At 44.7% G+C, this 25654-nt stretch carries 27 protein-coding genes; 6 read left to right on the top strand and 21 right to left on the bottom strand.

What is annotated here, in order from left to right; all coding sequences use genetic code 11:
• The first annotated feature begins 118 nt into the window (after positions 1-118).
• Positions 119-1126, top strand: coding sequence for an aldo/keto reductase (locus ACJ751_RS16160; protein ID WP_407746541.1), 1008 nt, complete (start codon positions 119-121; stop codon positions 1124-1126).
• A 21-nt stretch (positions 1127-1147) separates the two neighbouring features.
• Here ACJ751_RS16160 and paaI read toward each other — a convergent pair whose 3' ends face one another.
• From paaI to paaA, 6 genes are all read right to left on the bottom strand, one after another.
• On the bottom strand, positions 1148-1573 hold the full coding sequence (gene paaI, locus ACJ751_RS16155) for a hydroxyphenylacetyl-CoA thioesterase PaaI (RefSeq protein ID WP_407746540.1): 426 nt from the start codon (positions 1571-1573) through the stop codon (positions 1148-1150).
• Positions 1574-1588: 15 nt separating this feature from the next.
• A complete protein-coding gene (locus ACJ751_RS16150; RefSeq protein ID WP_407746538.1) occupies positions 1589-2365 on the bottom strand; it encodes an enoyl-CoA hydratase-related protein in 777 nt (258 codons plus the stop codon).
• 18 nt (positions 2366-2383) lie between these two features.
• Positions 2384-2899 (bottom strand): 1,2-phenylacetyl-CoA epoxidase subunit PaaD, encoded by a 516-nt coding sequence (paaD, locus tag ACJ751_RS16145; RefSeq protein ID WP_407746536.1) that lies wholly within the window; start codon positions 2897-2899, stop codon positions 2384-2386.
• A gap of 43 nt (positions 2900-2942) precedes the next feature.
• Entirely contained in the window at positions 2943-3755 is an 813-nt protein-coding gene (gene paaC, locus ACJ751_RS16140) for a 1,2-phenylacetyl-CoA epoxidase subunit PaaC (protein ID WP_407746535.1), read from the bottom strand.
• 7 nt (positions 3756-3762) lie between these two features.
• Positions 3763-4089 (bottom strand): 1,2-phenylacetyl-CoA epoxidase subunit PaaB, encoded by a 327-nt coding sequence (gene paaB, locus ACJ751_RS16135; RefSeq protein ID WP_407746571.1) that lies wholly within the window; start codon positions 4087-4089, stop codon positions 3763-3765.
• Positions 4090-4258: 169 nt separating this feature from the next.
• The gene (gene paaA, locus ACJ751_RS16130) at positions 4259-5245 is read right to left on the bottom strand and encodes a 1,2-phenylacetyl-CoA epoxidase subunit PaaA (protein ID WP_407746534.1); all 987 of its coding nucleotides are present in this window, start codon (positions 5243-5245) and stop codon (positions 4259-4261) included.
• Positions 5246-5656: 411 nt separating this feature from the next.
• Here paaA and ACJ751_RS16125 point away from each other — a divergent pair, with 411 nt between their 5' ends.
• Entirely contained in the window at positions 5657-6055 is a 399-nt protein-coding gene (locus tag ACJ751_RS16125) for a hypothetical protein (RefSeq protein ID WP_407746533.1), read from the top strand.
• A gap of 287 nt (positions 6056-6342) precedes the next feature.
• On the opposite strand, the gene ACJ751_RS16120 is transcribed toward ACJ751_RS16125, so the two are convergent.
• The 8 genes from ACJ751_RS16120 to ACJ751_RS16085 form a co-directional block, all read right to left on the bottom strand.
• Positions 6343-7605, bottom strand: a complete 1263-nt coding sequence (locus tag ACJ751_RS16120) for an efflux RND transporter periplasmic adaptor subunit (RefSeq protein ID WP_407746532.1) — start codon at positions 7603-7605, stop codon at positions 6343-6345.
• A 9-nt stretch (positions 7606-7614) separates the two neighbouring features.
• Positions 7615-8952: an efflux RND transporter periplasmic adaptor subunit gene (locus ACJ751_RS16115; RefSeq protein ID WP_407746531.1), complete on the bottom strand. Its 1338-nt coding sequence runs from the start codon at positions 8950-8952 to the stop codon at positions 7615-7617.
• An 8-nt stretch (positions 8953-8960) separates the two neighbouring features.
• Entirely contained in the window at positions 8961-10220 is a 1260-nt protein-coding gene (locus ACJ751_RS16110) for a TolC family protein (RefSeq protein ID WP_407746530.1), read from the bottom strand.
• Positions 10221-10352: 132 nt separating this feature from the next.
• Positions 10353-12290, bottom strand: a complete 1938-nt coding sequence (locus tag ACJ751_RS16105; RefSeq protein WP_407746529.1) for an efflux RND transporter permease subunit — start codon at positions 12288-12290, stop codon at positions 10353-10355.
• A 4-nt stretch (positions 12291-12294) separates the two neighbouring features.
• The gene (locus ACJ751_RS16100) at positions 12295-13572 is read right to left on the bottom strand and encodes an efflux RND transporter permease subunit (RefSeq protein ID WP_407746528.1); all 1278 of its coding nucleotides are present in this window, start codon (positions 13570-13572) and stop codon (positions 12295-12297) included.
• Complete coding sequence (locus ACJ751_RS16095) at positions 13569-14177, bottom strand: DUF3347 domain-containing protein (protein WP_407746527.1); 609 nt, start codon at positions 14175-14177, stop codon at positions 13569-13571. Before ACJ751_RS16095 ends, ACJ751_RS16100 begins: the two co-directional genes overlap by 4 nt.
• A 26-nt stretch (positions 14178-14203) precedes the next feature.
• The gene (locus ACJ751_RS16090) at positions 14204-14536 is read right to left on the bottom strand and encodes a heavy metal-binding domain-containing protein (RefSeq protein WP_407746526.1); all 333 of its coding nucleotides are present in this window, start codon (positions 14534-14536) and stop codon (positions 14204-14206) included.
• Between the two features lie 104 nt (positions 14537-14640).
• Positions 14641-15033 (bottom strand): HYC_CC_PP family protein, encoded by a 393-nt coding sequence (locus ACJ751_RS16085; protein WP_407746525.1) that lies wholly within the window; start codon positions 15031-15033, stop codon positions 14641-14643.
• A 230-nt stretch (positions 15034-15263) separates the two neighbouring features.
• Here ACJ751_RS16085 and ACJ751_RS16080 point away from each other — a divergent pair, with 230 nt between their 5' ends.
• The 4 genes from ACJ751_RS16080 to ACJ751_RS16065 all read left to right on the top strand — a co-directional run bounded on the left by ACJ751_RS16080 (position 15264) and on the right by ACJ751_RS16065 (position 18799).
• On the top strand, positions 15264-16361 hold the full coding sequence (locus ACJ751_RS16080) for a sensor histidine kinase (protein WP_407746524.1): 1098 nt from the start codon (positions 15264-15266) through the stop codon (positions 16359-16361).
• 11 nt (positions 16362-16372) lie between these two features.
• The gene (locus ACJ751_RS16075) at positions 16373-17071 is read left to right on the top strand and encodes a LytR/AlgR family response regulator transcription factor (RefSeq protein WP_407746523.1); all 699 of its coding nucleotides are present in this window, start codon (positions 16373-16375) and stop codon (positions 17069-17071) included.
• 126 nt (positions 17072-17197) lie between these two features.
• The gene (locus ACJ751_RS16070; RefSeq protein ID WP_407746522.1) at positions 17198-17551 is read left to right on the top strand and encodes a hypothetical protein; all 354 of its coding nucleotides are present in this window, start codon (positions 17198-17200) and stop codon (positions 17549-17551) included.
• 486 nt (positions 17552-18037) lie between these two features.
• Positions 18038-18799 carry a DUF6089 family protein gene (locus ACJ751_RS16065; protein WP_407746521.1) on the top strand — a complete coding sequence of 254 codons (762 nt, stop codon included), beginning with the start codon at positions 18038-18040 and terminating at the stop codon, positions 18797-18799.
• Positions 18800-18919: 120 nt separating this feature from the next.
• Here ACJ751_RS16065 and ACJ751_RS16060 read toward each other — a convergent pair whose 3' ends face one another.
• The 7 genes from ACJ751_RS16060 to ACJ751_RS16030 form a co-directional block, all read right to left on the bottom strand.
• Positions 18920-19723, bottom strand: a complete 804-nt coding sequence (locus tag ACJ751_RS16060; RefSeq protein WP_407746519.1) for a murein L,D-transpeptidase catalytic domain family protein — start codon at positions 19721-19723, stop codon at positions 18920-18922.
• Between the two features lie 143 nt (positions 19724-19866).
• Positions 19867-20862 (bottom strand): MlaD family protein, encoded by a 996-nt coding sequence (locus ACJ751_RS16055; RefSeq protein WP_407746518.1) that lies wholly within the window; start codon positions 20860-20862, stop codon positions 19867-19869.
• A gap of 31 nt (positions 20863-20893) precedes the next feature.
• Positions 20894-21667, bottom strand: a complete 774-nt coding sequence (locus ACJ751_RS16050; protein ID WP_407746516.1) for an ABC transporter ATP-binding protein — start codon at positions 21665-21667, stop codon at positions 20894-20896.
• Entirely contained in the window at positions 21667-22467 is an 801-nt protein-coding gene (locus tag ACJ751_RS16045) for an MlaE family ABC transporter permease (RefSeq protein ID WP_407746515.1), read from the bottom strand. Before ACJ751_RS16045 ends, ACJ751_RS16050 begins: the two co-directional genes overlap by 1 nt.
• An 85-nt stretch (positions 22468-22552) precedes the next feature.
• Positions 22553-23743: a S8 family serine peptidase gene (locus ACJ751_RS16040; RefSeq protein WP_407746514.1), complete on the bottom strand. Its 1191-nt coding sequence runs from the start codon at positions 23741-23743 to the stop codon at positions 22553-22555.
• Positions 23744-23935: 192 nt separating this feature from the next.
• A complete protein-coding gene (locus ACJ751_RS16035) occupies positions 23936-24481 on the bottom strand; it encodes an NADPH-dependent FMN reductase (RefSeq protein ID WP_407746512.1) in 546 nt (181 codons plus the stop codon).
• Between the two features lie 12 nt (positions 24482-24493).
• The coding region (locus tag ACJ751_RS16030) for a DUF2264 domain-containing protein (RefSeq protein WP_407746511.1) at positions 24494-25654 on the bottom strand (1161 nt) is incomplete at its 5' end.

Here is a 25654-nt window from a genome sequence, read left to right as displayed (position 1 = left end):
GGTTAAGCAAGGCATTAAAAATTAATTTACCATGGTTTGAATTTTGCAAGGATTGGTTTGAAAAAGACAAATTACCCGACAATTGTTTTGGGTAAATTTGTTTCCTAAACACAATTTTATGAAGTATAGAAATCTGGGCAACACCGGTGTTCAGCTATCGGCAATCGGGCTGGGCTGTATGGGAATGAGTTTTGCCTACGGACCACGTAATGATGAGGAGTCGATCGCCACGCTGAACAGGGCCCTGGAGCTGGGTATTAATTTCTGGGATACGGCCGATATGTATGGCATGGGCCATAATGAAGAACTGATCTCAAAAGTACTGGTGCCTAACAGAAGCAAGGTTTTTATTGCTACCAAATTCGGGTTCAGGGTAAGAGAAGACGGATCAACTACTACTACCGGCGTGCCTGCCACTTACATCGATGGTTCACCTGCTTACATAAAAACAGCAGTTGAAAAAAGTTTGCAACGGTTGAAGATCGATACCATCGACCTGTACTATGCGCACCGGATTGATAAAAATGTGCCTGTTGAAGAAATGATTGGCGCCATGGCCGAACTGGTGAAAGAAGGTAAGGTTCGTTTTCTTGGTTTATCAGAAGCCTCTGCCACCACCCTTCGCAAGGCAAATGCGGTTCATCCCATCGCAGCCTTACAAAGCGAATACTCATTACTTACCCGCGATGTGGAAGGTGATATTCTCAATACCTGCCGGGAATTAGGTATTACGCTTGTTCCTTATAGTCCGCTGGCAAGAGGTTTGGTAACCGCCACGGTGCAGGATAAGGATAATTTACCCAGTGACGATTTTCGCCGGACCTTACCCCGGTTTGAAGGGGAGAACTGGCAAAACAATCACCTGCTGGTAAGTGAATTTGCCGAACTCGCCGAACAAAAGAAATGTACACCGGCTCAACTGGCGCTGGCCTGGGTATTGGCACAGGGCGAAGACCTGATCCCCATTCCCGGAACGAAAAAAAGAAAATACCTGGAAGAGAATGCTGCTGCCGTGGATATCACTTTAACCGAAGGTGAATTGAAGAATATTGAAGCGGTTGTTAATAAATATCCCAACGTAGGGCAGCGTTATAGTGAGGGCTCGTTAAAGCTGGTAAATCTTTAACCGCAACAAACCGAATGGGACCTACACGTTCCATTCGGTTTCTTTTCTAAATACAGTGCCTTTAAATAAGGCGACCAACTCCCCATTCTCTTTCTCCACGCGTACATCGTAAATAGCCATTTTATTACTGCGGCTTTTTTCTTCGGCCGTAGCAATAATAATATCGCCCGTTTTCAACGGTTTTATATGTGAGATGGATGTTTCTATTGATACGGCATGCCGGCCATGACTGTTGGAGGCAAAGGCCAGCGCACTATCGGCAAAGGAATAACTGATACCGCCATGAGCAATTTCAAACCCATTACACATTTCCCGGCGAACCGTCATTCTTAGTTTGCAGAAACCCTCTTTTTCTTCCAGCCTTTCAATACCCAGCCACTGGCTGAAATAGTCTTTGCTCATCATGGCATCGACAATGGCCGTAGTCTTCGATTTGCTGTCTGACATACTGATTCTTTGAATTTATTCTCCTTTGAACTGCGGAGCGCGCTTTTCCAGGAAGGACTGAATACCTTCTTTGAAATCATGTGTATTGGCGGCTTTTTGCTGCAATTCATCTTCCAGCAACAATTGTTGTTCCAGGCTGTTGGTCATGGAATAACTGAGTGCCTGTTTGGTATAGGCCAATCCCTTTGTGGGCATTTGAGATAAGGTTTGAACAATCCTTTGGCTTTCCGGCCAAAATGCTGCGTCGGGAAATACTTTATAGATCATACCCCATTGCTCGGCCTGGGCAGCAGGTATTTTATCACCGAGCATCATAATAGCGCTTGCTTTTTGCCAGCCTATCAACCGGGGCAGCATATATGTACCCCCGCTATCGGGGATTAATCCCAGTTTTGAAAATGCCTGAATAAACGAGGCCGATTGGGCAGCTACCACTATATCGCAGGCCAGGGCAATATTGGCGCCGGCGCCGGCAGCCACGCCGTTAACGGCTGCCACTACGGGTTTTGTCAAATTGCGAATGCGGGTAATGATGGGATTGTAATGTTCGCTCAATATGCGTTGCATGCCGGGGCCATTCGGGTCAACCACTTCGGCGAGGTCCTGGCCGGCACAAAAACCTTTGCCTGCACCGGTTATCAACACACAGCGGATGGTAGGCTGGGAAGCACATTCATCCAGCTTTTGCTGCAGCAACAAGGCCATGTCGCGGTTAAAGGAATTCAATTTGTCGGGGCGGTTCAAGGTAATGGTGGCAACACCTCCTTCAATGGTAAAAAGAATAGGTAGCATGTTATTTGGTCAATGTTATTAATGGCATTTGAAATAGTCGAACGGTTCCTGGCAATCGTTACACTGGTACAACGCTTTGCAGGCAGTAGACCCAAACTCACTTATCCGGCGGGTATTATAAGAATTGCAATGCGGGCACTGCACAGCCTCGTCTTCTGCAAATAAATGGGTATTGCAAACCTGTTGTTTAATATTAGGTGGCGCAATACCGTAGGCTTTTAGTTTTTCTTTGCCGGCCTCGGTCATCCAGTCGGTTGTCCAGGCAGGTGATAACACGGTTGTGATCTGCACATTTTTATACTCATGCTGCAACAACTCCATGCGAATGTTCATGCGTATTACATCCATGGCCGGGCAACCTGAATATGTGGGTGTGATCACCACTTCCACCGTTTCTTCTTCATTGGCTTTTGTGACCTTTACGTCTCTTACTATGCCCAAATCAATAATTGTTAACACGGGCACTTCCGGGTCACATACTGCTGAGAGTATAGACCATATTTTTTGAACTGATATGTTTGTTATCGTTTGCATTTTTCTCTTTGCCCTCTGCCTTCTGCCCTTTGCCCTATGATTTCTACCATTCAGCACCGGGATAGGCGCGTTGCATGTATTGCAATTCTGCCAAAATATAGCCGAACTGTTCGGTATGCACACCTTCTTTGCCACCTGTCTGCATCCAAATCCCTTCACGGCAGCCTATAGCGGCATCGGGCAGGGTAGCTTCTGCAAAGATCTCATTTACTTTTTGTTCCCACTCCGCTTTCAGGGTGCTTACGTCAACGCCAAAACCTGCTTTAACCGCCTCCAGCTCATAGCCAGCCGGGGTAAATAATTCGCCGGTGAACGCCCATAAGGCTTCAAGCGCATTCTCCAGGCGATTATGACTTTCCGCTGTACCATCGCCCAGGCGGATCACCCATTCACTGCTCCAGCGAACATGGTAAGTCACTTCTTTCAACGATTTTTCTGCAATGGCCGCCAGGGTAGCATCGGTTGATTGTTGTAACTGCTGGTATAAACCGTATTGATAAACACTAAAAAAGAACTGGCGTAAAATGGTTTGCGCCCAATCACCATTGGGCTGTTCAACCAATAAACAGTTTTTATATTCGCGAACGTCGCGCAGGTAAGCTAATGTATCCTCAGTTGCTTCTTTGGCCTCCCGCTTGCCCCCTCCAATGGAGGGGGAAGTAGTAGCATTAATTATTTCAGCGGCGTACTGATACAAACTTCTCGACTGGCCAATCAGGTCCAATGAAATATTGGTGATGGCAATATCCTGTTCCAGCACCGGCCCATGCCCGCACCATTCACTGTTGCGTTGCGCCAGCATAAGGGCGTTGTCGGCCAAATGCAGGGTATAGTTATATAATGTATCCTTTGTCATGGCGGGTTTACATATGGGTTAATTCATCGGGCAGATCGTAAAACGTTGGATGCCGGTATACTTTGTCATTGGCCGGCTCATACAACGAAGCCGCTTCATCGGGGTTGGAAGCATGAATGTATTTGCTTTCCACCACCCAAATGCTTACGCCTTCCATGCGGCGCGTATATACGTCGCGGGCATTTTCAATAGCCATTTGCGCATCGGCAGCGTGCAAACTGCCCACATGTTTATGATCGATGCCCTGTTTGCTGCGGATGAATACTTCCCATAAAGGCCAATCACCAGAGGTTTCGCCCTGGCCCCCTTTAGCCCCCTCCCGGCCTCCCCCAATGGAGGAGGAGGAAGATGTCTTTATAAGATTATTAGTTCCGCCTCCAGCATCTTCGGGAATATCACCGTAATAAAATTTTATAATTCGAATGTCCATTTTAGTTATTTTTATATTAACTCTTCTCTTTTGTTTTTTTCTTACCTCCTACTTCTTACTTCTGGTAATCTTTTTAGGCTATTTGTTTTTCTTCTTTCTTTGCTTCACGTGCTTTTCTTTTTGCTGCGTACACGCTGGCCGCTTCGCGCACCCAGGCGCCTTCGTCCCAGGCTTTGCGCCGGGCCTCGAGCCGTTGTTTATTACAGGGACCGTTGCCTTTTACCACATTCCAGAATTCCGTCCAGTTTATTTCTCCAAAATCATAATGACTGGTTTGTTCATTCCATTTCAGATGGGGATCGGGCAGCGTCATATTCAACACCTTTACCTGTTCGGCAATCATGTCAACAAACTTCTGGCGCAGCTCATCATTGCTCATGCGTTTAATCTTCCATTTGGTGCTTTGTTCGCTGTTTGTTGATTCACTATCGTGCGGACCAAACATCATCAGCGAAGGCCACCACCACCGGTTGATGGCGTCCTGACACATGTCGCGTTGTTCAGGCGTGCCTTTTGACAACACCATCAGGATGTCGAAGCCCTGACGTTGATGAAAGCTTTCTTCTTTACAAATACGGACCATAGCACGCGCATAAGGACCATAAGAAGTGCGGCACAACATTACCTGGTTCAGGATGGCAGCTCCATCAACCAGCCAGCCAATGGCGCCAATATCGGCCCAGGTAAGGGTAGGGTAATTGAAAATAGAAGAGTATTTGGCCTTGCCGCTGTGCAGGTCGATTATCGTTTGTTCGCGGGTGGTACCCAACGTTTCCGTGGCTGAATACAGGTACAGGCCATGGCCAGCTTCATCCTGCACCTTGGCCAGCAGAATGGCTTTGCGTTTCAGACTGGGCGCCCGGCCTATCCAGTTACCTTCAGGCAGCATGCCTACAATTTCGCTGTGCGCATGTTGCGAGATCTGGCGGACCAGCGTTTTCCGATAAGCATCTGGCATCCAATCTTTTGGTTCAATCTTGATTTCCTGGTCAATTTTAGAAAGGAAGATCTTTTCTAATTCCTGCACCGACATGGCAATTACGTTTTTTAGTGGTTCCAAAGATAGTCATAATTGTCGTAAATGCTAACAATCGTTAGCGATAAATAAGGCTTTAAAATGCATTTTGACCGGCTGAAAACCCGAAAATGCGTTAAGGAATTATTACCAGGTGCCCTTTTGTAATGCCTTAAAACGGGTTGGGCATCATGGTGCTATTTAGCTGAAACCCGCATCCACAGAGGGTTTTAACATTTCATATGGGGGTTTAGCATCCTATAATAACAGTAGAGTTGATTTTTACAGCGACTGATCGCGTCATAAGTTTGTATCACGAAACGCAACAAACACCAAACGGGTGTAAAGAAAAAAGAAAGTTGCCATCTCTTCGAATAGACGTACGATTAGCCTGCCTGCGAATTTGCTACCATAGCAAACATTAAATAGAAATAAGAAATATATAAAATAAGATTTATGAAGAATTACAGCATTATCGCAATCGCATTAGTAGCTTTTACCTTAGCATTTTCTAATACTACTCTGGCTAATAACGAAGGCCCTAACAATAAACACGTAACTGATCTGAAGTTTGTAGGCAATAAAGAAAATCAACCTGTATTTGAACTGAGCCTGAACTCTGCCACTGAGGATGAGTACTCTGTTACTTTCCGCGATGAGTATGGTAACGTTCTGTACACTGATAAATTCAAAGCCGCCAGCTTAACTAAAAAATTCATGTTGAAGTCTGAAGATTTTGGTGATGCAGCACTGCATGTTGTAGTAAAATCTAAAAACAACAATTCTACTGATGTTTACGAAATCAACAGAAGTCATAGCTATGTTGAAGAAACTGTGGTAAACAAAGTAAAATAAGCAACCGCGTCCAGTCATTCAACAATTAAATAGATTTTCACGAGAGCGCCCCCCAACCGGGGCGCTTTTTTTATGGGTAAACCATGTGTGAACCTGGCCTCATCCATGTGTGAACCATGTGTCAAACGGGGTACTTTACCAATGGAACACACATGCTTCACACATGGTTGACACATGTATGGTATATTAAACAGTTGTTTTTCAAACTATTACGACAATTATCACAAACAATTAATTGTTAATCAATCTATAACACATGTTTCTCATTCCTATTTATCCGGCAATACTTAGTGTTTATGTACCTCCATTGCCGCTGAACCCTTTTTGAAAATATATTCACTGTTCAGCAAATACGCCCCGCTTACTACCACTACATCGCCATTTTGCAGGCCTGATTTTATTTCAATGCGATCACCGCTTTCCAAACCGGTTTCCACCATTTTTCTTTTGAAAGTATTGTTGTCGGTTTGCACCCATACCATGGCCATTTGCCCATTGCGTAATACGGCATCTATAGGCAATGTAAGTGCATTACCGGCCCTGCTTTTCAACACTACATAAGCAGGCATGCCTGGTTTTAATTGATTGTTGGTGTTTGGGATGGAAATGCGTAACAAATTAATGCGGGTATCGGTGCTTATTTCAGGATTGGCAAAAGTTACTTTACCGGTGATGGCCGCCCCCGGCATATCGGGCAATTGCACGGTAGCCACCCCCTGATAATCTACCAAAGCCAGTTGTGAGGCATATACCTGCGCTTCGGCCCAAAGGGTTGACAGATCGGCGAGTTTTACCACCACGCCGCCTTCCATTACATACTGCCCTTCTTTTATTGGCAGCTCAGTTACATAACCTGTAGCTGTACTGTAAAATGCAGTCAATGGGGAAAACTGTTTTGTTTTTGCCAGCGGATCTATCTGGGATTCACTTACGCCCCATAAGAGTAGTTTGTTCTTAGCGCTTTGCAACAGTTGTTTAAAATCGATGATAGAATTACCCAGCGTTTGTTGCCGTTCCAGTGCGGCGAGGTATTCCTGTTTGGCGGTATTTAATTCTTCGCTGTACAGATCGAACAAGTGATCGCCTTTTTTTATAAAGTCACCGGTGTTTTTAAAATACAGTCTGTCTATACGGCCGGTAATGCGGGCGCTGACCGTATTCACTTTCATTTCATCGAAATTGAGTGTGGCCGTCAATACGACTTTATCGCCCATTAACGCACTGCCCAGAGTATCGGTTTGAATGTTGCCGAGTTGGATCTGCTCAGCGCTGAGCATAATTTCATCTTTTGTTTCGTTCGTCTTTTTAACCTGGATCAACTCCATATGACAAATAGGACAGTTACCGGGTTTGTCCTGCACAATCTGCGGGTGCATGGAACAGGTGTAATAGACATCAGCCTTTACTACTTCAACCGGCTTTTTGTTTTTGCAGGCTGCTGCCAACAACAAAAAAGTTGCGTAAAGAAAAAAGCGTACAAGGTAGCGTCGCAAGCAAAGCTGAGTAGTATTCCTGCGGCCCGGACCATAATAAAATATATTCTGTAACATACGGTTTTCCTATTGTTTCACTTTAATAAAGCTTTCACTATCTACCAGGTATTGGGCGTTGGCGGCCACTTCATCCTGTTCAGTGAGACCATTCAACACCTGGATCAAATGATTATTCACTATACCTACTTCAATTTTATGCGCAATGAAAGCATCGTCTTTTTTTATAAAAACCACTTTATCGAGCCCCAGCGTGAGCACGGCTTCTTCGGGTAACCATCGGGCTGAACGGGCGCCTGCAAAGATCACGGCCTTCACCTGGCTGCCGATGGGGATACCCATATTCGGGTTATTGAAATACACGCGGGCGGTGGCAGTTTTACTATCTGGCCGGTAAAACGGTTCCATAAAATCGATGGCCGCCCTGAAGTCTTTACCGGGCGCGGTTTCCGGCACTATGCGCACTTTGTCGCCCACCTTTACCATACCCGCCTGACCCGAAAAGATATTCAGCACGGCCCAGGCTTTGGAGGGATTGTAAATTGAAAAAAGGTTCTGTCCCTTTGTTACATACATGCCTTCTTTTAACTGCAACTCTTCGGTGAGCAACGAAACATCTTTCATGCCCGTTTGCTCAGGTTGTTGCATAGCTTCCGGACTGCTCTCATGAATATGACCGCCATAGGCACTGTAAATGGAAACCGTAAAAACCGGTTTCCCACTTTTTGTTACCTGGTCCAATTGCGGATTACTCATACCCAGCAATTGCAGTTTTTGCCGGGCAGCCGAAATGAGCACCTGGTTATCGGCATCGTGCTGCAACAGAAATAAGAGATTTTGCTGTGCCGTCAACAATTCAGGGCTATAGATATCCATGAGCTTTTGCCCCTTGTTTACCTGCTGATACCGGTGTTTTATATATAGCTTTTCAATTCGGCCCGCTACATTGGATGAAACCGTGCCCACCTGCCGCGTATCGTAAGTTATAAATCCATAGGTGGTGATCTCTAAAGGTTCATCGCGCTGCTGAATATGCACGGTAGGGATAGACGACAACACATACTGGTTCGATGGGCGCAGCAGATCATTCAACGAAACATCCGTTACTTTTTCACCGGCAACCGTTTTCTTTACCAGGTCCATACCACAAATAGGACAGGCGCCCGGTTTGTCTTTTATAATTTGCGGGTGCATGGGGCAGGTGTAAGTTTCCTTAACCACCGCCTGCGTTTCAGGTTGGTTCTTTTTCGTTTCTTTACAAGCGGGCAAAAGAAAGGCAGCCGGCAGAAGGCAAACGGCAGACAGCAAAGAAAATACCGCGGCATAAGGTCGTTTATTAGTTGCAAATAATCGCGAGTCATGTTTGCCATTTGCAGTTTGCCGTTTGCCAGATTTATTTCGTTTCATAATCAGTTTCATTTAATCTCGAGGATCTTTTCCAATTCAGCTTGTAATAACAATGCGGCTTTCAATTGATCCAGGTATTCCAATTGTGTCATGTTTAAAGCGTCCCACGCATCGAACAATTCAAACAGCTGCTCGGTGTTTTGTTCATAGCTCAACTCCATGGTTTGAAAATTCTTGCGCAGCGAGGGTACGATCTGCGTTTCGTACAATCGCATTTGTTTCTTTTTTGTTTCCAGCTCTGCCCTTGCTGAACCGGCCATCCCTGTTGCCTCATTCAGGATCATTTGCTGCTGGCTTTTCAACGATTCGTTCTGCCATACCAGGCTTTCTGCTTTTGCCTTGTTCATTTTTGACGACCATTTGGCCAGTGGAAATTTTACCATGCCCATTATGGTGAATTGCGCCGGTTGCGTGCTGAGCCCGATCATGTGATCGTACCGAATGCCAAACTCCGGTTTTAATTTAGCCAGCTCAGCACTTCGCTGCAGGTTGTTCACTTCCATACTGCGTTGTAATGCCTGGATATCGCTTCGCTGGCTAACGAGATAACCAGAGTCTAATATGGAAGCAGGAAACTCCTTCCAATTATAGATCGTGTCAATGGTAAGTTCTGCATCCACCTTCCGGTACATAAGGCTGTTGAGCATAATACGCTTTTGGCGCAGGTCGTTTTCCAGCATCAGCTTCATATTGTCGATATTGGCCAATGCGGCTTTGGCTTTGTAATAGGCGCTGATCTTCCCCAGACCATTTTTATATCTTATCTCCGCGCTTTTTATCATGAAGTCCAGAATGCGACTGCCTTCATCAAGCACCGCTTGCTTTTTTAACAGCACCACCCATTCATAGTAATTTTTCTTTACAGTATACGCCAGCTCGTTGTATGCGATCTTCTTCTTTTCTGTTTCAACAGTTGACATGGAGCGCATCCAGGCAGCTTCGGCATTTTGCTTTTTTCTATTGGGAAACATCTGTTGGGCAGAGATCATAAAAAAGCCCATGCCTTCTTTCATCATAGCCGGATCGGCCTTAATTTCTTTGGTATTATACGGCGTCATGAACAAACCGGCGCCGCCTTCGGGCGCCATCCAACTGTAGGCGCCTTTTGCCTCTTCATTAAAAGCCCGGGCTTCTGCTTCGTACATTTTTAACCCGGGATTGTTTTTTTCAACCGTGGTTAAAATGTCGGGTAATGTCATTGTTGTTTGCGCCTGAGATATTACAAGCGTACCAACTAACATCCCGGTTATTATCAATCTTTTGAACATGATGGTTCTTTTTCGTGAATGGTCAATGGTGAATGGTGAATAGCTCACGATTTTTGAGCAGAATAAACGAACTTGCACCACCAGATTTTTTTTCCGTTTTCCGTTTTCCGTTTTCCGTTTTCCGTTTCACGACTAGTGCTTTGCTTCCAACACTTCTATCTTTCCATTCTTACGTAATTCATATTCTTTGGCCATCAAAAAGATCAACGGTGTTACCAATAAAATATGAGTGGCAGAGGTGAGCACGCCGCCCACCATCGGTAATACGATCGGTTTCATAACATCGCTACCTACGCCATGACTCCAAAGAATGGGCACCAGCGCAAAAAGCGACACGCATACTGTCATTATTTTGGGCCGCAGTCTTTTGGCCGCACCGGCAATCACATACTCGCGCAGATCCTGCGGTGTAATGGTTTCGCGGGAATTTCCTTTACGGGCTACCAGCTGCTGCATAGCATCGTTCAGATAGATCACCATCACAATACCGGTTTCCACGGCCAGTCCAAACAAGGCAATGAAGCCTACAGCTACCGCCACCGATAAATTCACGCCCCAAAACCAGATCATATATGCCCCACCGATCAATGCAAAGGGGATGGTTATCAAACTGAGAAATGCCTCGCGGGCAGAATGAAACGCGAAATACATAGAGATGAAAATTACCAGCAATACCACAGGCAGGATCAGCTTCAGCGTTTGTTCGCTGCGCATCAGGTTTTCATACTGGCCGCTCCATTCCAGGTAATAGCCTTTTGGCAACTTGTTGATCATGGTATTCAATTTTTCGCGCGCTTCATTCACGGTACTCCCTAAATCTCTTTCACGCACATTGAACAACACAGTCCCACGCAACATGGCGTTTTCTGAATTGATCATAGGCGGCCCTTCGGCAATGGCTACATCGGCCACTGTTTCCAACGGAACGGGACCATAATTCATGGTTTGCACCTGCAGGCGTTTTAAGGCAGTGAGGTTATTGCGGAAGTCCTGACCAAACCGGGCATTTACCGAAAAGCGTTGCCGCCCTTCTACTGTGGTGGTAAGCTTCATACCGCCGAGAGCAATTTCAATTACGCGGTTAACATCATCTACACTCAACCCATACCGGCTTATTTCATCGCGCTTGATGTGGATGTCGATGTATTTGCCACCGGTAATGGGTTCTACATACAGGTCCTTCACTCCGTTGATGCCTTCAAGCTGTTTCTTGATGGTTTGCGCAAAAGCGTAAATAGTATCGAGGTTTTGTCCGTAAACTTTTACGCCCACATCCGTACGAATACCGGTGCTGAGCATATTGATGCGGTTGATGATGGGTTGCGTCCAGCCATTGGTAACACCAGGAATTTGCAGTTTGTTATTCAGTTCATTGATGATATCGTTCTTGGTAATACCGGCCCGCCATTCCGATTGTGGTTTCAGCAAAATAATAGTTTCGATCATGCTGATGGGCGAGTTGTCGGTGGCGGTATTGGCGCGCCCCGCTTTTCCCAATACATTCTTTACTTCCGGAACCGTTTTAATGATCTTGTCCTGCACCTGTAAAATGCGTTTTACTTCGCTGTTCGATACATCGGGTAAAGTAACCGGCATAAACAGGAGCGAACCTTCATCGAGCGGCGGCATAAATTCCCGGCCCAAACTCATGAGCAAAGGAATGGTAATGGCCAATGCGATGATGTTTATGGCAATGGTTGTTTTACGCCATTTGATGCAGGCTTTTATCACTGGTTCATAGATCCGCTCCAACAGGCGGTTCACCGGGTTTGCTGTTTCGGGTCTGAAACGTCCTTTCATAAAAAAGGAGATCAGCACCGGCGCCAGGGTTACCACCAGCACCGCATCAACCACCATGATGAACGTTTTGGTAAATGCCAAGGGATGGAACAACTTCCCTTCCTGACCGGTTAACAGAAATACCGGCAAAAAAGAAGTAATGATAATGATGGTTGAAAAGAATACGCCCCGCGATACCTGCTTACAGGCCCGTTCAATGATCTGGATCCGCACCAGTTCGGGAATGCGTTGTTTATCCTTTCCGCTTATTTTGTTAAATAGTTTCGTCATGGGATCATGATTTTTCGCTTTGCTGCTGGTACTCGGCCAGGTGGCGATAGGCGTTTTCACTCATAATAATGCCATTGTCGACTATAACTCCAATGGCCAGTGCAATACCGGTTAACGACATAATATTCGATGACAGCCCGATGGCATTGAGCAGAATAAAACTTACCGCAATGGTGATGGGTATTTGTATGATGATGCTTAAGGCGCTGCGCCAGTGGAACAGGAAAATGATCACGATCACCGCAACCACCGCCATTTCTTCAATGAGCTTGTCTTTTATATTGCCGATGGCGGCCTCGATCAGTTCACTGCGATCGTAAGCGGTTTTAAAGGTTACGCCATTGGGTAATCCCTTTTCCACTTCTTTCATCTTGGTTTTTACGGCCGTAATCACTTTATCGGCATTTTCGCCATAACGCATTACGACAATACCGCCTACAACTTCGCCCTGACCGTTTTCATCAAAGATGCCCAGGCGCAGATCGCCGCCCATTTGCACCGTGCCAATATCTTTTACGCGAACCGGAATGCCATTGTAATTGCCCACAGCAGTGCTTTCCAGGTCTTCCTTACTTTTAATATAACCCAGTCCGCGAATGATGTAGGCCATGTCGCTCATTTCAAACTTGCGACCGCCCACATCATTATTGGCTGCTTTTACTTTGTTCATTACATCCATGAGCGATACATTGTAAAACTGCAGTTTAACCGGGTCCAGCACCAGTTGATATTGTTTTTCAAATCCGCCAAAGGAAGACACTTCCGCCACGCCGGGCACGGTTTGTAAAGCGAGTTTTATGTACCAGTCCTGCAAGGCGCGTTGTTCACCCAGGTCCATTTGTTTGGCATCGAGGGTATACCAGAACACATGGCCCACACCCGTACCATCAGGACCCAGGGTAGGCGTGATGCCTTCGGGCAACAGGCGTTGTGCATAGTTCAGGCGTTCCAGCACACGGGTGCGCGCCCAGTAGATGTCGGTATTGTCTTCGAAGATCACATACACAAAACTCATCCCGAACATAGACGTGGCCCGCACATTCTTCACATTCGGGATGCCCTGCAGGTTGCTCACCAGGGGATAGGTCACCTGGTCTTCTATGATCTGCGGACTGCGGCCCATCCACTCGGTAAAAACGATCACCTGGTTTTCAGACAGGTCAGGAATGGCGTCAATGGGGTTCTTTTGTACATTAATGAAACCCCAGATAAACAACGCCACTGCCATCGCCAGTACGATGTACCTGTTTTTTAGCGACCAGGTTATTAATGGTGAGATCATTGGATTTCCTCCTCTACATCACCGCATTCCATCATCTTTTCACCTAAGTAAGGATTCTTTATTTCTTTTGTTTCGCTTAACCACATGGCGCCTTTACCATTTTTTGCCATGGGGCAATGATCGTGATACATAGTTTTACCGCCGCCAAAAGCTTTCACCAGTGAATACATATCTTCGCTCATCATGGAAAAATGCTCCCGCTGATGTTCAAGATCGCCGGTACTTTTAGCAATATGCTCAGCGTGTTCTTTCAGATCTTCTTCATTCTGATCGTATATTTTCTTCTGATCGGCAGTTAAAAGCGATTTGTCGAAACCCTTCATGGCTGCTGCCAGGTTCTTTGCAGCGTCACCAGCTTCATTTGCTTTTCCACCGATCAGTGCATTTTTGATCTGCAGATAACTGTCGGTTAGCTTTTTTATGTAAGAAGCTACTCCGGCATCTACATTGGTAAAGGAGGCTTTCACCACTTTTACTTCGGTAGTATCTTTCTGGGCAGCGGGAGTGGGTGATTGCGCTGCTGCCTGTTTGTTGGATGCGTTATCGCTGCACGAATAAGCAATTACTGATAAGGTTGTCAATAACCCCAATACAATCTTTTTCATTTGAATGTTTTTTAGTGTGAGAGATCTTAACTGGAATGTTTCATTACATGAGTACTGTCTTTATGCTTTGGCGCACCTGACATTATTTTCATTTGCATGCCGCATTTGGGGCACTTGCCTGGTTTATCAGACACCACTTCGGGATGCATAGGGCATACATACATTATTTTTTCAATAAGCGCCATGCCGCATTGAGGGCATTTACCTGGTTTATTGCTCAATACAGCAGGATGCATGGGACAGGTGTACAACTTATTTACTGTAGCCGTATCTGTTTTACCCTTAGGCGAATTTTTATCCTGCGAAAAGGAAACATACATGGTTAGGCAGGCCATTGCCAGCAATAGTAACTTTTTCATATCCTATAAAATTTATGGTGAATAATAAAATGTAAATGGATGGCATTTATGCACGTAATGCCATTAGCCCCACAGACTGTCGGGCTTCAGAAAAGAAGATAAAATCAAATACGAAAAATACAATAACGAATTCGGAGGGGCACCGCACTTCGCGGGGGCGCATTGGAAACGGGATGTTCTTCACTGATGGAAGCAATGACCGGAGTTACAAAATCGGCATACGTAGTAACCACTGCGATGGCAACAGGCGCCTCAGGTTGATAGCGGCTCTCTGCCTTTTGATCTTTTTCTACCTGTAACTGGTGGTGTTTATCCTCGCAGCAACCACTTTTTTTAGCAGTTGATTTCACCATACCGCAATTCTCGCAGGTATGTGTTTCTCTTATGGAAAAGTCCCAGTTGGTAAGCCGGCCCATGCAGTAATGCAGGTTTACCGTGGCGCCTATGGAGGTGCCCAGGTAAAAAACAGCTACTATGAATACCAGGAGTTTTTTCATAACGGTGTAAAAGTAGCAGCTTTTTTGTAAAAGGGATTTATAAAATTCGGGCAAAAGGTTATAGAATCTTGACACCGGAGATAAAACAAACATTTTCAACGAGTTGACAAGTCAACTCGTTAACACGTTAACTTGCCAACTCATCAACTTATCAATTAATCTACCTATACATTCCGTTATCCCACCGATACAATCCATAATATGTAATTTGAGGTTAATTACTTTGTACCATGCCCTATTCAAGGATATCGGACTTTTTTATTCACCTGTTTGCCGGGTTGGCTTTTTTAACCCTGCCCCTGCTTTTCATGAGCGGACAAATGGGAAATGGTGGCCTGTTATCCATCGTATCTTCTTTGGGCTATTGGATATTCGGCCTTACCTATATTGGCATCTTTTACCTGAATGCCTACTGGCTGATCCCTTCACTTTATTTCAGGAAGAAGTACCTGTTCTATATCGTCACTATTTTAATATTATTTGTGCTGGTTATGTATGGCCGGCCATTTGAACAGCTGCTGCAGCATCAACGGCCGCATTTTAATCCGCCTCCATCCGGTACTTTTAATCCAGATCACGGTGTGCCTCATCAACCGGGTGGCGGGCCGCCGCAAGAACCCAGAGGGCCGCGGTCGATGCGTATCGATATCGTAAGTATATTTCTTTACATTATGACCATTGCCCTGGGGATGGCCATACAGGTTACCCGCCAGTGGCGCAATTCACTGCAACAGATCGCCCGCGCCGAAGCGGACAGGGCGCACGCCGAACTCTCCTTTTTAAAGGCGCAGATCAATCCGCATTTCCTATTCAATACCCTGAACAATATTTACTCCTTGGCCACCACCAAAAATGAAAAAACGGCCGACAGCATTATGAAGCTGTCGAACATTATGCGATATGTAACCGATGATGTATCGAAGCATTTTGTTCCGTTGCAGCTGGAGGTTGATTGCATTCATGATCTTATTGAATTGCAGCGGCTTCGGTTAAATAAAAAAACACAGGTTGATTTTAGTGTAAAGGGCAAGCTGGAGCATAAGACCATAGTACCTTTATTATTCATCACGTTTGTGGAGAATGTGTTCAAGTACGGGATCAGCAATCATGAGCATGCAATTATCACCATTCAATTAACGGCCGACGAACGCAGCATTACGTTCTATTGCCATAATAAGATATTCATACCGGCTGGTACCCTGCAGCGCGCGGGCATTGGCATTGCCAATGCAAAAAAACGGTTGGCGCATTTATACCCGAATAAACATTTACTGAATATTACCAACGAAAACGGCTTCTTTTCCGTAGAATTGATTGTACTGGCTTAAACTGTTTTATTATGCAATTGAAATGCGTTGCTATTGATGATGAGCCGTTGGCTCTGGAACTTTTACAGGAATATATCTCGCGCTTTCCGCAGTTAAAGCTGGTGCATACATTCGACGATGCTATTTCGGCCATTGAATTATTACGTAATGCAAAGATCGATCTGCTGTTTATCGACATCAATATGCCTGATATTACGGGCATTGATCTGGTACGTTCTTTACAAGAAAGGCCACTGGTCATTTTCACTACCGCGCATAAGCAATTTGCTGTTGAAGGGTTTGAACTGGACGCCGTGGATTACCTGCTAAAGCCAATCAATTTCGACCGGTTTACCAGGGCGGTGCATAAGGCAACCGATTATTATAAATATAAGAACACACCATCTCAGGAAGAGAACGACAGCCTGTTTGTTCATTCAGAATACAAGCTGATGAAAATTCCGTTGAATGATATTGAATACATAGAGAGCCTGGAGGATTATATAAAGATCCATATTGCAGGAGCAAAGCCCATATTAACCCTGCTATCCATGAAAAAAGTGCTGGAAAAATTACCAGCCGATAAGTTTCAAAGAATACATCGCAGTTATATTGTAGCTGTTTCCCGGGTTAAATCTATTCAAAACCGGAAAGTACAGCTATCTGCTGCTGTTGAACTACCTATTAGTGATAGCTACGTTCAATTCATCAATAACTGGAAGAAAAGCTAATAGCAATAAAGTCAATTCCCCGATACATTTGCCGGTTTCATCTATAACATAATTGCAAATTATAATATAGAACTTAATTTCAGGTGTCAGAGCAATTTTTGTTTATACATGGAGGTTATATGCTGTATGAAAAAATCGACCACTCTGGCAATATTTATCGTATTGGTTGTAGTACTGGCCAATGCCTGTAAAAAGGACAACAACGATGACTCAGGCACTGTTGATTGTGGTACCATTACTACCACTTTTTCAGGCTCTGTAAGTCCACTAATGGGCACGAGCTGTGCAAAATCCGATTGTCACAACAGCGGAAGCACCAATGGTCCGGGCGCGCTTACTACCTACACGCAGATCTTTAACGCTAAAACGAAGATCAGAACGGCTGTAGCCAATGGATCAATGCCCCGGGACGCCAGTTTTACCGCAGCTCAAAAGGCTACTATTACCTGCTGGATAGATGCCGGCGCCCCCAATAATTAAACTGGCATTAAAAAATTATAAGAATAGCAAACCGGCCACAATGATACTATCAAAACGTCGTCTAAATATTTAAGTGAAACAACTAGGAACTAGTTTTTCATGGGTGTTACTTTTAAAGTGCAAAGTCCTGTTTCCACAGGACTTTTTTTATTTGTGTACTATCAACAAATATTTTTCCTGTTACCTAAGTAGAAACAAGTAGCCATTAAAATAATAATCTATAGGTGGCCTGACTTTTGCTGATACATTCACGGTTAAAATTTAGTGGTTGCGTAAGTTGCACATCATTAAACTTTCCCCGCGAACCTCCTTCCTAAGTAAATGCAGTAACTATTAACAATTCTTATTTAACTGTTCCCTACTCCATTACGTAAATAAAACAGAGCTATCGATCCTTAGGTTTACTTGTATTAAATACTTACTACCCATTTCCAAAACAAATTCATTTGTTCATGACCCTTTTTTACCCGACTAAACATCCAATACATGAAAGTGATTTCCGGAAAAGCTTTTGTAATTTCTCTTGTAGTATGTAGTGTATTTAACAGCGCCCGGGCGCAAACAAGCGTTACTATTCCTAAACATGAAATAGGGTTTAGTTTAGGCATGTTTATTTACCAGGGTGACTTAACTCCTGAAAAGGTCGGCGCCTTTAAAACACCCGGCTTTGCCTTCAATCTTTTTTACAACCGTTTACTTTCCCGGTCTTTTTCATTGAGAACAAATCTTGCGCATGGTAAGTTATTGGCCGATGAAGCCAATTATAAAGATCCTGAATGGCGCCAACAACGTAGCTTCTGGTTCAATGCCCGCAATACGGAAATTTCAGAACTGCTGGTGTGGAATATTTTAGGAAATAATTATGGCGAAAGAAAGATTGTGTCGCCTTATATTTTTGGTGGTGCAGGTATAGCTTCCTTACATATTAACCGCGGCTGGAAAAATCTCAATTACGATTATTTCGTCAATGATTCCGCTATGCTAAATGGATTGGCGATTGATAGCGTGCACACCCTGCCCGGCACTATTGCTGTTATTCCGGTAGGCGTTGGGGTTCGATATTCCATTTCAAACTGCCTGTCCATTATGGCTGAAGCTTCGTACCGCTTTACTTTCAACGATTATATCGATGGGTTCAGCCAATCGGCCAACCCCAATACAAACGATCATTACTCGAATTATTCAGTTGGCTTAATATATACGTTTGGTAAAAAGACCTCGCTCGATTGCCCCACTATGCGCTATTGATAAAAAATTATTTAGTGAATGGCTTATTCACTGTTTGAAAAACCAAAGGCCCCCTCCTTACCTCCTCCAATGGGGGAGGTAAGGAGGGGGCCTTTTTTATTGGTGTGGATATTCATTTCATTAACCGGTTATTACGGGTTGTTGCGGTAATGCCGGTTGATTTAGTATTTTGGAATGCGATACATAGAATGAATCGGGACTATACAAAAACAAACAACTGCCATCTTTTATAGTATTGATAATGGCCTTGTGTAAAGCTGGTGGCACTGCGGGGCAACCTAAACTACGGCCCAGAAGGCCTTTCGCTTTAATAATGTTTTCGTTTACGTAATTAGCAGCATGCATCACAATGCTTCTGCTATATGCGTTATCATTGATGCCTGCTTCTTGTCCATCGAGCCGTAATGAATAACCATGCTCACCTGAATAAGTAGCTCCTGTTATATAAAAGCCCAGACTACTCTTAAAGCTATTGGCATCATTCGAAAATTCTGTGGCCATTTCCTTACCTGAATTTCTGCCATGTGAAACAAATGTATTGAACAGTAATTTTCCGGTAGTTACATCAATTACAAACAATCTCTTTTTTGTTGAAGGCAAACTGAAATCCACAATGGAAAGAATACGGTCATTCTTTATTGAACCATTCGAAACCAGGTCGGTATACCCTTGCAACGCATAAGTAAATGCGGTTTGCGAAAGTCCCAGACTATCTAATTTCATTTGACCATACAAATTGCTATACCGGCTAAGGGATCCATTGGCATTGGCCATAGCTGTATCCTTCACAGGGGTAGCTGTAACGGCTTTTTTATTGTTCAGAAAATCAGCTGCAGGTGCTGCATACATAAAACATACTACTATCAGTAGTAACACCGGAAGAAATACTAATGCTTTGAATTTGGGATTGTTGGACTTTGGCATTCACTTGATTTTGACTAATGGTATAAATAAAAAACAGCTTCCCTATACTAACATATAGTGAGGCAAGTGGTTTGCCAAATGGACCCATTAAGTAAATTTTAACAGTTATATAGATCGGTGTTGTATGCCTTGAAAAAAGTACGTTACGGCTTGTTTTTCTCGGCTTCTTTTCGTGCTTTTTCCTCTTGCTTAGCCTTTTTTCTAAAATAGCCGCGGAATAAAAAGTTGTGTTGAATTGCTTCCAGATCATCATCGAGCTTCGAGCTTCCTGAATTCAGGTTTTCGATAAGGTTTTTCATTTGTTGGGCAGTTGCGGGATCGTTTAATAACAAGCCCAGGGTATTATCACTTGTATGTAATTGATCGCTAACCGATTTTAAATTGGCTGTAAATGAGTGGGCGGCATCGGCCGCATTATTTATTTGTTTTACTGCTGCCTGTAAATTGGCCATTATCATAGTATCGTGCACCAATCCATTGGCCAGGCTGCCTGGTTTATCTAACTGCGCTGTGTAGGCTGCAATACGACTGCTCAACAATTCGCTGTTGTGGGCCGCCTGTTGCAAATTGCTGGCTGTGTTTGCCAGGCTTTTATACAAAGTAGCATCGGTAAGCAGGGCGCCGGCTGTACCTTCGCCTTTTGCCAGCCGGTTGCTTACAGTTTTAAAATCAGTAGTAATAGCCACCAGGTTCTCATTGTTTTTTTGCAGGGTGGCCATCATATCATCTGTGCTCAATGTACTTTCTACCTGCAGGTGTTCGCCGCCTTCAATAGCTTCAGCCTTTGGTGTTCCCCCATAGATAACTACCAGTTTGTTACCGATGAACCCTTCGGCTCCCACCTTGGCTTTGGCATCTTTACGAATGAATTCCTGCGCCTTTCTTTCAATTTGCATTGTCACTCGTATTTTGGAGCTGCCATTAAAGTCTACTCCTTTTACAGTACCTACTTTAACGCCCGAAAACCAAACGTTATCGCCCTTTTGTAATCCATTCACGTTATCAAAAATTGCCTCTACTTTAATTGAAGGCACGAATGATTTCTTCTGGCCGCCCAATGTAAATATTCCAACCAAAAAGATCAGCAGGCCAATTGTTACAAACAGGCCAACGATCACTGCGCGTTTGTTCTTTTCCATGCTCATCAGATAATATTTTTAGTGGTATAAATCAGGTTATAAAATTGTAATCGTAAAAACTTTTTAACCGTTCATCTTCACTGGCAAACACTTCTTCAAAAGTGCCTTCTCTTACAAACCGGCCATCCAGTAAAACCGCCAGCCGGTCACCCGTTGCCTTGGCACAGGTAAGGTCATGCGTAATAATTATAGAACTGGTGTTGAACCGTTCCTGCACTTCGTTGATGAGGTCGTTTATTTCCATGCTGGTAATTGGGTCAAGACCGGCAGTTGGTTCATCGTACAACATAATAGCCGGTTGCATAATCAATGTTCGTGCAATGCCTATCCGTTTCCGCTGACCGCCCGATAGTTCTGCCGGCCATTGGTCGATGGTATGGGATAACCCAACCGCTTCGAGTGCATTTTCAACTGCCTTCGTTACCTGTTCAGTGGTCAAATGCTTTGAATTACGCAACAGCGGAAACTCCAGGTTCTCGCGTACCGTCATGCTATCGTACAAGGCGCTGCTTTGAAAAGAAAACCCGATGCGCAACCGCAATTGCTCCAGCTCGGAGTAGCTGATCGTTGCCACATCATTCCCCAATACATTCACCGAACCTCTGTCGGGTTTCAGCAGTCCTGCAATGATCTTTATCAGCACCGATTTACCGGTCCCCGATCTGCCTAACACTACTACATTTTCCCCCTGGTAGATATCCAGGTCAATGCCGCGCAGCACATGGTTCATTCCAAACGATTTATACAGTTCGCGGATGGAAATAACCTTTTTTGTTTTATCGATATGTTTGTTCTTTTTTTCCATCAGGGCATTCTGAACCAATTGATGATCTGTACTACAATAATTTCTTCAATAAATATCAGGAACATAGCCATCACCACTGAACTATTGGCGGCACGGCCTACTCCTTCCGTTCCCTGGGTAGTGTTATACCCCTGGTAACAACCCACAATGCCAATAGTAAATCCGAATAATATTGATTTTATAAAAGAGGAATAAATATCCAGAAAACTAATGGTGTGAAAACCGTTCTCGATGAATGAAACAAAACTGGTTTGTTCGTTGCTGTGCACATTTACAAATGCACCCATCATGGCCAGCAAGGCCATATATAACATCAATAACGGTACCATGAAGGAAGTTGCCAGTACCCGGGTAACCACTAAAAATTTAAAGGGATTGGTGGCTGATACTTCCATAGCGTCTATTTGCTCCGTCACTTTCATGGAGCCCAGTTCAGCGCCAATGTTCGAACCTACCTTTCCGGCACTGATCAAGCCTGTTACTAACGGCGCCAGCGCTCTGACAATGGCAATAGTTACCAGTGATGGCAACCACGATGTGGCGCCAAAATCAGATAATGAAGGCCGGCTTTGTTTGGTGAAGACGATCCCGGTGATGAAACCTGTCAGTGTTATGAGGGGTAAACTCTTTACCCCTATTGAATAACACTGCCTGACTATTTCCTTAAACTCGTAGGGAGGTAAAAACAGGCTTTTGAAAAAGCGTGCGATAAACTGCCCGAAAGCATATACATCGGCAAAGAAGGCATCGAGCTTTCCGGTAAATACATATCTGCGCGGCTGTTTCTGTTTTAAACTCATGGATGCATCATGCATCGAAATTTAAAACCAGCATATCCTGGGCAACTTATTCCCCAATATGAATACTAATCCAGTTCTGTATTAATTATTTATGGGCAATGGGATCGGGCGTGCCGTCGGGGTCGTTCAGGGCTGTTCCGGAAGAAGTTATAGCGTTTCCTTTCAGCAATAATAAACCCGCTACGTGCGGGGTCGCCATGGAGGTACCACTGAATATAGCGTACTTTCCATTTAAGTAAGTCGATGTGATCTTTACACCTGGCGCGGCATAATCCACCACCTCATTTCCGTAATTTGAAAAGGAAGCAAAATTATCGAGACTATCAACTGCTGATACGGTATATACGTTTTTTGCATTCACCCTGCCTGGCGAAAACTGCGAAGCTGGTTTGTGGTCATTACCGGCTGCAATGGCTATGTAAATGCCTTTGGCTGCTGTGTTTTGAACCGCCTGATCTAAAATGTTTGAAACGGTATCTTCACCCAGGCTCATATTTACCACATCGCCTGCTTTAGCATTGCTATTCACATAAGACAAGGCCTGAATGATGGATCCCAGGGTGCCTTTGCCATCTTTATCAAATACTTTCAGGGCTACCAGGCTGGCGCCTGATGCTACGCCCAGCACACCGAATGAATTGTTTTTGGCGCCAATAATACCGGCTACGTGCGTACCATGGCCATTGTCATCGCGGGCAGAGGTTACGCCACTTAGAAATGATTTACTGCGGGCAGAATCGGCGTTCAGATCGGGGTGGGTAAAATCGATCCCTGAGTCAATGATCCAGGCGGTTTTACCGGTTCCATCTCCATAGCCCACGCGTTGAATGTTCCAGGTAATTGTTTTTGGTTCAACCACCTGAAAACAGGTTCCATAGGCTATAATGCGGTCCTGTTCAATGTTGCTTATGGTGCTATCCTGCCGCAACCGGAACAATTCAGCAATTGATAAATGAGCAATAAAACCCCTGGCTCCGCCAGCAAAGCTTTGCTTTATAGCATTACTGTTAATGCTGTGTTTTTGCAATATGGAATTAGTAAAAGATGCAATACGTGCAGTGGTGGTTAAATCTACTCCGGTGGCGGTCGACTCTCTGTATGCTACTATATATTGGTCAGGAATAATGCTTCCGTCCTCCTCACTTTGGGCCACCACACAATTGTTGGTTGAGGCATTGCCAGCTGTGGAACCGGAAGCGCCTGCATCATTTTTTTTGCAGGCTGCCAATACTATCAGACCTGTAACTACTGTTGTGATTATAGATTTTATATGCATTTGAAAGGACCTCCGGGTTACATTAACGGTTTTTCAGGATATACGGCTGGGTCTTATGACCGCTTTAACATCTTTTTAATTTTTCAAATCCGGGTGTTGAAGCCCAAATAACGCGCCAGAACTGTTCAAAGTTCGCACTTAAAAAAGAGCTTTAGAAAGCAGGGAGCAATTATTTAACATTTGTCAATTTTACTAATCTGCCTTAGATGCCTTTTGTTCAATGGCTTGAATGAGCGCCTGCACGGTATTCAAAATGGATTCTTTTGTAGCTATATCCGACACTTCGCCTTTATCGTTGAATTTTGTGCGGATAAACGGGATCAGCAAATCACCTCCTGTCGGAATGTCTGCAGATAAGGCAGAAAATATCTGTAACCAGGCGGCATGGGCCTTATCACCGCCTGAAGCCGCGGTTATTAAAGCTAATGGTTTATTAACCAGCTCACTTGATCCAACCGTCCAGTCGATGGCATTTTTCAATGCCCCGGGAACGCCAAAAGCGTATTCGGGCGAACAGATCAACACGCCATCCGCCGCCGCCAATTCATTGCGCCAGGCGCTTACGCTTTCCGAAGGTTCCATACTGTCATCAAATGCCGGCAACTTCGCCAATCCCTGATAAACGGTTAATTCAACATTTTCAGGAGCCCATTTTTGAATTTCTTTTATCAGTAAAGAATTGGAGGATGTGGCCCGCAAACTTCCCGATACAGCTACTATGTTTATCTTTCTATTCATACGAATTGTTCATTAATTTTCAATAGCATGATCAATGGGAACGGGTTCGCCGTTCCATGCTTTTTTGGCGGTCCAGTCGGCATCGGCGTTTTGCCAGAATGCATCCGAAGCCGGCAATCCCAACACCAGGAAAACCTGGGAACACAAATACAGGCTGCCGGTTGAAATATACGGTTCCCCCACAACGGGTTGATGGCCCGCCAGTCCTATTGTCAACCAGCCTTCTTTATCAAAAGTACCAGGCATTTCCAGCTGCCGCTTTACCACCGCATACAAGGCACACCGCACCTGTTGTGGCAGCACCTCATTAGGCAGTTGGTGCATCAGGGCAATCTTCGACAATAATTGAAAAGCGCCAAACCGGTACGCCAGTGAGCGGCCAATGGGTGGATAGGTTCCTTCGGGGGAGATCAGGCGTTCCTGGATGGCCGCATAGCGCCTGGCCCGGTTCAATTCCAACTCATAGGTTTTATTCTCATTCTGGCCACTGTTTATCAATGTTTGTAATACTTCAAGGAACATTGGTTGTATAACGAAACTATTGTAATAATCCCAATGAAAACTGGCGCCATCGCCATAAACGCCATCGCCCTTATACCATTGTAAATGCTGTGACACGGCATAGTCTACCCGCATTTTATCGCAGTTGCCTTCAAATTGTAACAGGGCCGCTTCCACCATGGCACTGAAAAAAAGCCAGTTACTATGTCCCGGCGTTATTACCCGCGACGATTTAAGGGCTTCCAGCACATTTTTTCTTGTTTTGGCATCGAGGCGGCCCCATAACTGGTTGGGCGCGCGTAACAGGGCCTGCGACAAAAACGCCGCATCAACCAGTGCCTGACCGCCTTGATTAAAATTCATATAATCAGGCGCTGCCGGATCAGTGCCATTGCGAATGCAGGTGATAGATAGGTCAATATATTTCTTCCGCAATTTTCCCTCGATGGTGCTATCCGGTCCCAGTTCCAGCCAGGGCGCCATACCTGCCAGTAAACGCCCAAATGCTTCGAGGTAGGTAAAATTCTCCCGGTCGTTGGTTTTGGCTTCTACTGGCATTTTCTTTTTCAGCTCGTTTTTGCTCAGTGCCGTTAACAGTGGATCTGCTATGCGAACCATAGCATTTACAAAGTATTCACGGTGCATGGCACCATTTGAACCTGGTTTTTGTGC

The sequence above is a fragment of the Niastella sp. genome (genome assembly GCF_045805085.1).
Lineage (GTDB): Bacteria > Bacteroidota > Bacteroidia > Chitinophagales > Chitinophagaceae > Niastella.
This window is presented reverse-complemented; position numbering and strand designations above follow the sequence as displayed.